The organism is Acetobacter papayae JCM 25143, from assembly GCF_000613285.1.
GTDB classification, from domain to species: Bacteria; Pseudomonadota; Alphaproteobacteria; order Acetobacterales; family Acetobacteraceae; genus Acetobacter; species Acetobacter papayae.
Window position 1 is genome coordinate 1 of the sequence record NZ_BAIN01000093.1, and the last position, 7,262, is coordinate 7,262.

A 7,262-nucleotide genomic window follows, 5' to 3' on the forward strand; every position below is an offset into this window, starting at 1 on the left:
CCGACGCAGGGCGGCACAGTCGCGGCGGGCAAAAGCCCCTCACCCGCCTCACTCTCCAGTTGTGCCTGCTCGCGCAACAGAAGGCGCACGGGTTTCATGCGCGACAGCGGGTGTGCTCGGTGCATTTCCCGCGGGCCAAATTCCACAATAGTCACATTGGATGGTGTAGGACGAACCATAGTCTTTTCTCCGTAAAGCATTGAGGACAGGCGGGCCGCACGTCCCTCACCCGCAAAGGCAGGGACGTAGCCCAAAAAACAGGCCTAAGCGGCCTGCCGGATCTGAAAGCCCCGGTGCCAGCGCACCACATCGGGCAGCGACGGCCGCACCAGCTCGGGCGTCTCGTCGTCCACAGTGATCAGGCAACGCACCGCGATCTCATGCACCGCGCCATCGGCAAGACGGCGGATCAGCGCGCGATCGGAACGGCCCGAGATCACCCGGTCTTCCCAGCGCCGGGTTGTCGCATTGAAGCGTGTGTCCGCGCACACCCCGTTGAGGAACGCCAGCACCTGCCAGCGCACCGGGCGTCCGTGGTCGAGATATTCGGGGAGACGATACAGCGCACCGACCGCAATCGGGCCGACACGCAGGGGGTTGTCGCGGGGCGCAAACCAGCGCCCCGCATAATACTGTCTGAACATCGTTATTCTCCGGTTGAGGATCAGCGCGCGGCCAGAACGGCCTCCTGCACCATGGCGATCGGGTGGTCGGCGGCGATGGCGCTCAGCACGTCCGGGCCGAACAGGATTCCGCTGATCAGCACGAGCAGACCGGCCACCCCGAACAGAAAGCCCGCCATATCCCTGATGTCCTGCCATGTCTGGGGAGAGAGTTTCATGCGCCCTCTCCTTTACCGGTCGCACTGGACTGCGCCACATGCCGCCCTCGTCCCGCCCGGCCGAGGGGCAGAAACTCGCAAGGTTTTTCCGGGGGCAGGTCAGGCAGTGCGATTACCAGCGTTTCGTTTTCTGCCCGGAAGAGATGGGTATGATTGGCCACCCGATACTGGTTCGGCCCCAGCTTCTTGTAAGTTCTGCTGCGGGGTTGCCGCAAACCGGAAACGAGTGCCCACACGCAGGCTCTTGAAAGTGACAGGATCAGACATCGTTTTCTCCTTTTTGGATTTTCTTCTGACCCTTTCAGCCGGCTCATCGGCCGGCGCGCAGGTTAAGGGCGGCGCTTGCGCCGGGAGCCTGCGACGGACCCTTAGCCTGCGTGACGGACTATGAGAGGCGATCTTCTTTTTTGTGTTTTTTGTTTTCCTTTTTATTTCTTTTGTTTTTTCTGCCGTTTATTGGGCGCCTGACAGGCACGGGGCCCTGATGTCAGTCGGGCTGACATCGATCCAGACTGGCCTGTCGCCCGTGGCCTCCAGAGCCTGGCGGATCACCTCGGCACTCAGAAATTCCGCGCCGTCATCCCCACCAAAAGAAGCCAGTTTGGCATCGTACCAATCACTGGAAGACCCTCGGGGGTCGGCCTCCTTCGCATAAGCCACAAGATTGGGCGCACCATCCGGGTCAGGTAGGCAGGGCTTGCCATTGGACATGAGGTACACCCCCTGATCACCAACCAGCATCAGTCCCGCTGGAATGCGCGTCTCATCAATGTCCTCATGCGTTGGCACGCGATCGATAACGCGCTCTTTCTGGTATTCAGGCGAAAAAAGCTGATCGAGTGTCGGGCTATGAGTTTTAGCGGCTTCGGCATGGGCGAGCAGACGCGCCACCAGAGCGCGGTCAAAATGAAGTTTCATGGGGTGTTTTCCTTTCCTGATGGTGCAAAAAAAAGGGCGGGACACCGGAGTGTCCCGCCCTTTGGGGCTGAATAAGCGCAGGTTTAGAAATCGAAGGTCTGAACGCCATCGACGGGCAGGCCGTCGCGGTCGAACAGGACGTAGGCACAGCCCTGTGCGCGCGCCGCCGCGAGAATGGCCGCGAGGCCAGGCGAGGCGTGCTCCGCCGCCCGCAGTTCCGATGAGGCGTAAATCAGCCACCCATACGGACCAGCGAGACAGGACAGACCATCCGCCCCTTCTGTTTCGATATAACGGGTGAGAAGTACCCGGTCCTCGGGCGAGAGATGGGCTGTACTCGCATCGGCAATGCGCTCGATGGGCAAACTGAGTGTCGGCATGACCGGAATCCTCGAAGCAAAAGGACAAAGCCCCGCGTCAGCGGGGCAGGCCGCAGGGCCACCCGCTTAGGCCCTGCATTGGGCAGGAAGCCCCTGCCCATCGTCTTCAGGCGGCGAGAGCCTGCGGCGCCGCGCGCAGGGCGTCCTGTGCCACATTCAGCGGATGGCGGCGCGCGGCGTAAGCCGCACGCAGTTCCGCAACGGTCGCGACATCGAGGAGCATATGGGTGCACTGGCTCAGGCGCTGCACCCGTGCGTTGGTTGCCCGCAGCCACCCATACAGGCCGATATGGCCTGCTGCCGGGCCAGTAAACTCATCCGGGGTTTCATCGGGCCAGAGCGGGGCGCAGTCTACGAACTGGAACGGGGTATGCGGCCCGCCCCACATCCGCACCCCGTAATCGTCGGGCATCGGCAGCGGGCGCTTGAAAATCTCGTGCATCCACGCGTTCGTCCCCAGCGACCCCTCACGATACGCGGCCTCAAAACCTGCCGGGCGGCGCTGCCCACGCGGCACGGTGATCATGACCATGAAGCTTTCCTGCGGGCGGTCTGCGGCGACACGGGCTCCGTATTCGATTACGGCACTGCGGATCTGATCAAGCCGCGTTGCGACAATGTCCTGAGCCGGATAAAAATTTCCAAGCAGCTCCATGCTCGTGGAGGATCCCAGATCATCGTGCTGACGGGTGGCGCGGTTGGCGCTGAGTTTCAGACGGGCATGATGGCTTCCTTTTCATGATTTGTTTTCAACCCTTCCGCGTCCGCCACGTCTGGGAGGCCGGGGCCAGAGCTTGCCTCTGGTGGCGGCCTCCCAGACGTGGCAGCGGGTTTTGTTTTTGTGTTTTGCTGTTTTCTTTTTGTTGAGTGGCGTTGTTTACGCGGCCATACCCAACGAAAGGCCGGAGGAGCCCGCGCGTTGCTGTGTCCATTTTGGCGCACGCACGGCCCCGCCCTCACTCAGTATTCGGATGTGAGCATGACGACCTTGCCGAGATTGCTATCGGCGACGGCATAAAGTTTCAGTTCAGCCAGCGGGAAATCCGTATAGCCGACACGCTGGCGATAAAGGATGTTGGCCTCGCGTTCGCCGTTGCCATCCGTACACACAACTTCGGCGCAGTGTTTGGTGAGATCCACCCTCAGGGTCCAGAACTCGAACTCGGCACGGCGGACGGCCGGAACCAGGCGGGCACTTGCCACGATATCCAGCAGCCAGCCTGCGCCATTTTTGGCAGATACGCCGCCCCATCGGTGAGGAGCAAACCCATCGTGTAGCGGTAATACCGGGTCGTGCCGATAAACTGTGCCAGCGCCTCGGCCGTGATCGCAGCAGGCTGGGTGTGTTCAAGTGTTGCAGACATGCCTGTATCCTTTTCTGGTTTTTTGACACTCTGCTGCCTGCCGGAACGGTGGCCGTGCGCTCAAACGCGGCGCGCAGCGCCGGGAGCGAAGCCCCACCGTTTGAACGCACGGTTCCGTTCTGGCTGGCGCGTTTTGCTGTTTTTGTGTGTTTTCTGCTGCTGTTCTGCTCTGCGCGTTTGTGTCCATTTGTGCGCAGGCAAACGTCTGAGGCGCACGACACCAACCATTACGCAGCGATGGGCAACGACCCCATTGGCGCAACCGGCGGCGTGGAGGGCGCGTGTGGCGACACCCGCACCATCCATCGTGCGGGTTCAATCGCCCGCGCCCAGTCCGCGAAACTCGGGATATGACCGAGATCGTCCAGAACATGCTGTTCGCCGATGAGGCGCACCGGAACGGTGCGCCCGGCCGAATTTACTATGGTGATACCGAACACCTGTTCAGCCATGAAAATGCCTTCAGCATGATGGCGAAGGGCTCTGTGCCGCATGTCGGCCAGAATGGATTTTGACCCATCGAACCAGCTATGAATTGCCTGATAATCCTCAGGAATACCGCCCCATTTTTTCGCGGTGATAACCGCGTGGAAATAGCTATGCGCCATATCACCCTCTCTGGCCTCAATAGGTGTGTACGAAGTCTTCATGGGTGATATAGTTCTCGGTATGAGACACGGTGATCGTATCTGCGACCGGATCAAAGGTGACATCGCCGGAGCCGCCTTCATTATTTTCCCACCCATCATGCTCAACATCCACGTACTGCATGGTGAGCGTTTCCAGCACGTCCCTTAACGGCGACATCTGGATAGTCTTCTCTCCAGATGACCAGTCAACGAAGGTCGTCTGGATGGGGGTCGTCAGGCTTTCCTGTCCCTGCCCGCCTTCAACGACGCACTCCTCCACGCCGCCGGAATCACCATATCCGTCATAGCGCATGACGACTTTCGTGATGCCACACGCCTTCAGGGCCGCCATGACGGTCGCTCTGTCTTCAGTCCGGGTTTCGCGCTTGAGGCGCGTGTAGCGATCCATCTGTTCAAGCATCGTCAGTGTCTCGGTCATCAGTTTTAGTCCTTGGTCTGTTTTCTCTGGATGCAGGCTGGCGGTCGGGCCTCCCTGCATTGGGTCAGGCAGCAAAACGACGGGCGGGAGGCGCACCGCTCAGCACCGCGCGCGCGTCAGGTGAGCGGCTCAGGGAGAGCTTCAGGGGCTTGTCATGGCGGCCGTCCCAGCTCAGCCCCTCGCAGGGGATCAGCAGCCCGGCCCTGCGCGCATCCTGATCACGCTGGAAGCACACGCGCTCGTTCCCGCCCTCTGGGCGGCAGCAGGGCTGACCAGACAGCGCCCCACAGCCACGACACGCCATCTGGTAGGCCGGATCACCAGCGGGCCATTCGTGATGGCAGCGCCGGCACGTTACGGAAGCGTCCACACAGGCCCAGCGTGACGGGGTGGGCCTTTTGGCCGCGGGAGGCAGGAAGGCAATCGGACGCATGGCATTCTCCTTTTCTGAATACCTGCTGCCTGCCGGGACGGCGGCCGCGCGCTCAAACGCGGCGCGCAGCGCCGGGAGCGAAGCCCCACCGTTTGAACGCGCGGCTCCGTTCTGGCAGGCGCGCTGTCTGGTCTGTGTTTTTTGGGATTTTGGTCTGGGAGTTACCGCCGTCAGGCGGCGATCCTCACCACCTCAAGGTGGCTGTCCAGATGGGCTTTCACTGCGGCCCGCGCGTCAGCATCGGCAGCGTCCGACGTCAGGGCCTCTGCGGCCTGTTCAAGCAGAGCGTTCTGCAGCTCGGCTGCGTCTTCTTTCTGTTCTTCAGGGTCATGAGCCTCGCCTACGTCAGTGTTTTCTGACGGCGTAGTTTCAGCCTCGTCCGGCCCTTCCAGACCAGTTCCATACAGTTCTTCTTCAACGGGAAGCAGGTGATCGAATTCACCCTCTTCCTCGTCGTCGCCCTCATGACTGCCTCTCAAAGAGGCCAGCCTTTCAGCATTACGCACCATAGCGGCCAGTTCAACTTTCCAGTCCTCAGCAGCAGACCCAAACCCGGCCTGCTCGGGCACCCACCGACCATCAGCCCCACATGCGCCATGATGGCATTACGCATCTCCTTGCCGGTGTTGCGAGGCAGGAGTTTGAGCGCCTTCCCCGCCTCCATGATGCCGGGCTTACTGAAACATTTGAGGAAGTCGTCGAACGCCATATTGGGCATCTGCGCATCGGCGTCGAACAGCAGCCCCATGATCTGGGCCGTTAGACCACTGCCGCTATGCTGGCTAATCGTACAGTTTGCGACATTCTTGAGCACGGCCACCGCCTCCTGTCGTAGGAGTGCCGGATCACGGATCAACACACCTTCGGGGAAGAGCGCAGCCAAAGCGGTCTCCTGTCGGCTCATCTGACCATAAGGCTCACGTTCAGGGGTACGCACTGAGACATTCTTGCCGCCAAGGGCCAGCAGCAAGGCCGCAACCAGATCCCACGGGTCTACATCCTCAACCACCGCATCAAGCGCTGCATGCAACGCCTGTGTGCGGATCTGGCCCAACATGGCCAGCCCCGTACCGGAAATGGCCGCCCGCTCTTTGGGCGCCGCTACACTGGTCGGCGCAAGGCTGCGCGGAGCCGCAGCCGTTCCCTGTTCTTCAGTTCCCAGCGGACGCAACGGGATCTCGTCGATCTTCAAGGTATTGGGGTTGAGGAAATACCCCATCACATCGGTTTCCTCGGCCGCCATCCAGTTCGTCACCCGCTTATAGCCATCTGGCGTAGCCGCCTGCCCATACTCGCCGGCTTCCATCTTGACCCCACCCTCGGGCACGCACTCGGCCAGCCACTGTTCCTGTGCGGCGGCATAAGCCGAGCCATCCTCGGTAAAGCGGTTATCCTTCCCGCCCTCGCCAAACAGGTCTTCAGCCCACACCACGCCGCAGGCTTGGCCGTCGCGTCATTAAAGCGGGCATCCACGCCATGTACCGTGCCTGTCTCAGAAACCGGGCAAGCTCGCGCCAGGGCACGGTGTCCTCGGGGTCTTCGGCGTTCAGACGATACTCGGCCGGGTCCGCATCCTCCTCGACCATATCCTCAAATATTTCAGCCCATGCGGCGCGCTGCTCTTCCACTGGGGCGGCGGCAATCACCTTCAGATCGTTGAAGTCCGGGCCGCGCCCCATGTCGATGGCATGCAGGATCGGGTCATGCAGACCCGCCAGAAGTGAGAGGCGTTTCAGATAGGCGGGTGTGACCATCAACGCGCGGGCAATCTGTGCGTCCGTATATGCTTTTTCGCGGCGGGACTTATCGACAAAGCGCCATTGCTCGCTCTGCGTCATCGCCTCACGGATAATGTTCTCGGAACCAGCCGCCAGCCCATCCAGTTTTTCATCAGCAGATGTGACAATGACGTGCATTTCGCGCATTTTCGCAAGAACGCAGGCCCGGCGGCGGCGATGGCCTGCCACGATCATCAGCTGGCCGTCAGGCAGTTCGCGCACCAGTGGCGCCTGCAGCAGGCCCACCACCTTGATATTATGGGCGAGGCGTCGGTCGGCCTCGACATTGGGAGCCGAGGTGCGGGGGTTTTCGGGATTGTCGAGAAGGGTTTTCGGATCGACGACGCGCAGTTCCATGGAGAGGCTCCTGATCATGGGGAAAACTGGCAGGCGATTGCGTCAGAGCTGATCTGCTCTTTTTATCAATCTCCTGATGTTTTCCGCGCGGTCGCAGCTTGGGCGGGCGGGCAAGGCCGCGCC

At 61.1% G+C, this 7,262-nt stretch carries 14 protein-coding genes and 1 pseudogene; 1 reads left to right on the plus strand and 14 read right to left on the minus strand.

Annotated features, from left to right (window positions below; translation table 11 throughout):
* Nucleotides 1-263 precede the first annotated feature (263 nt).
* The 8 genes from JCM25143_RS13770 to JCM25143_RS24390 form a co-directional block, all read right to left on the minus strand.
* Nucleotides 264-644, minus strand: coding sequence for a hypothetical protein (locus JCM25143_RS13770; protein WP_025861624.1), 381 nt, complete (start codon nt 642-644; stop codon nt 264-266).
* 20 nt (nt 645-664) lie between these two features.
* Entirely contained in the window at nt 665-841 is a 177-nt protein-coding gene (locus JCM25143_RS22470; RefSeq protein ID WP_159101655.1) for a hypothetical protein, read from the minus strand.
* Nucleotides 838-1,077, minus strand: a complete 240-nt coding sequence (locus JCM25143_RS22155) for a hypothetical protein (protein ID WP_148300147.1) — start codon at nt 1,075-1,077, stop codon at nt 838-840. Before JCM25143_RS22155 ends, JCM25143_RS22470 begins: the two co-directional genes overlap by 4 nt.
* Before the next feature lie 217 nt (nt 1,078-1,294).
* Nucleotides 1,295-1,759 carry a DUF3085 domain-containing protein gene (locus tag JCM25143_RS13785; protein WP_025861625.1) on the minus strand — a complete coding sequence of 155 codons (465 nt, stop codon included), beginning with the start codon at nt 1,757-1,759 and terminating at the stop codon, nt 1,295-1,297.
* An 83-nt stretch (nt 1,760-1,842) separates the two neighbouring features.
* Complete coding sequence (locus tag JCM25143_RS13790; RefSeq protein WP_035371381.1) at nt 1,843-2,139, minus strand: DUF5983 family protein; 297 nt, start codon at nt 2,137-2,139, stop codon at nt 1,843-1,845.
* A 106-nt stretch (nt 2,140-2,245) separates the two neighbouring features.
* Entirely contained in the window at nt 2,246-2,794 is a 549-nt protein-coding gene (locus JCM25143_RS21065) for a hypothetical protein (protein ID WP_051543385.1), read from the minus strand.
* A 305-nt stretch (nt 2,795-3,099) separates the two neighbouring features.
* On the minus strand, nt 3,100-3,342 hold the full coding sequence (locus tag JCM25143_RS24385; RefSeq protein ID WP_369347377.1) for a DUF6876 family protein: 243 nt from the start codon (nt 3,340-3,342) through the stop codon (nt 3,100-3,102).
* Nucleotides 3,282-3,503 carry a hypothetical protein gene (locus JCM25143_RS24390; RefSeq protein WP_234395304.1) on the minus strand — a complete coding sequence of 74 codons (222 nt, stop codon included), beginning with the start codon at nt 3,501-3,503 and terminating at the stop codon, nt 3,282-3,284. The genes JCM25143_RS24385 and JCM25143_RS24390 overlap by 61 nt, the downstream gene beginning before the upstream one ends.
* Nucleotides 3,504-3,557: 54 nt before the next feature.
* On the opposite strand from JCM25143_RS24390, the gene JCM25143_RS25475 reads away from it, so the two are divergent.
* Nucleotides 3,558-3,857 (plus strand): hypothetical protein, encoded by a 300-nt coding sequence (locus tag JCM25143_RS25475; RefSeq protein WP_159101656.1) that lies wholly within the window; start codon nt 3,558-3,560, stop codon nt 3,855-3,857.
* A 5-nt stretch (nt 3,858-3,862) separates the two neighbouring features.
* On the opposite strand, the pseudogene JCM25143_RS24395 reads toward JCM25143_RS25475, so the two are convergent.
* The 6 genes and pseudogenes from JCM25143_RS24395 to JCM25143_RS21080 all read right to left on the minus strand — a co-directional run.
* A pseudogene (locus JCM25143_RS24395) lies at nt 3,863-4,234 on the minus strand (DUF6915 family protein); the annotation flags it as partial.
* Entirely contained in the window at nt 4,128-4,571 is a 444-nt protein-coding gene (locus JCM25143_RS13815) for a DUF6878 family protein (protein ID WP_025861629.1), read from the minus strand. The pseudogene JCM25143_RS24395 and the gene JCM25143_RS13815, both read right to left, overlap by 107 nt.
* Before the next feature lie 64 nt (nt 4,572-4,635).
* Nucleotides 4,636-5,004 (minus strand): hypothetical protein, encoded by a 369-nt coding sequence (locus tag JCM25143_RS13820; RefSeq protein ID WP_025861630.1) that lies wholly within the window; start codon nt 5,002-5,004, stop codon nt 4,636-4,638.
* A gap of 170 nt (nt 5,005-5,174) precedes the next feature.
* Nucleotides 5,175-5,483 carry a hypothetical protein gene (locus JCM25143_RS21070; RefSeq protein WP_051543387.1) on the minus strand — a complete coding sequence of 103 codons (309 nt, stop codon included), beginning with the start codon at nt 5,481-5,483 and terminating at the stop codon, nt 5,175-5,177.
* Nucleotides 5,480-6,436: a hypothetical protein gene (locus JCM25143_RS21075; protein WP_148300149.1), complete on the minus strand. Its 957-nt coding sequence runs from the start codon at nt 6,434-6,436 to the stop codon at nt 5,480-5,482. Before JCM25143_RS21075 ends, JCM25143_RS21070 begins: the two co-directional genes overlap by 4 nt.
* The gene (locus JCM25143_RS21080) at nt 6,423-7,139 is read right to left on the minus strand and encodes a ParB/RepB/Spo0J family partition protein (RefSeq protein ID WP_051543391.1); all 717 of its coding nucleotides are present in this window, start codon (nt 7,137-7,139) and stop codon (nt 6,423-6,425) included. The genes JCM25143_RS21075 and JCM25143_RS21080 overlap by 14 nt, the downstream gene beginning before the upstream one ends.
* Nucleotides 7,140-7,262: the final 123 nt, after the last annotated feature.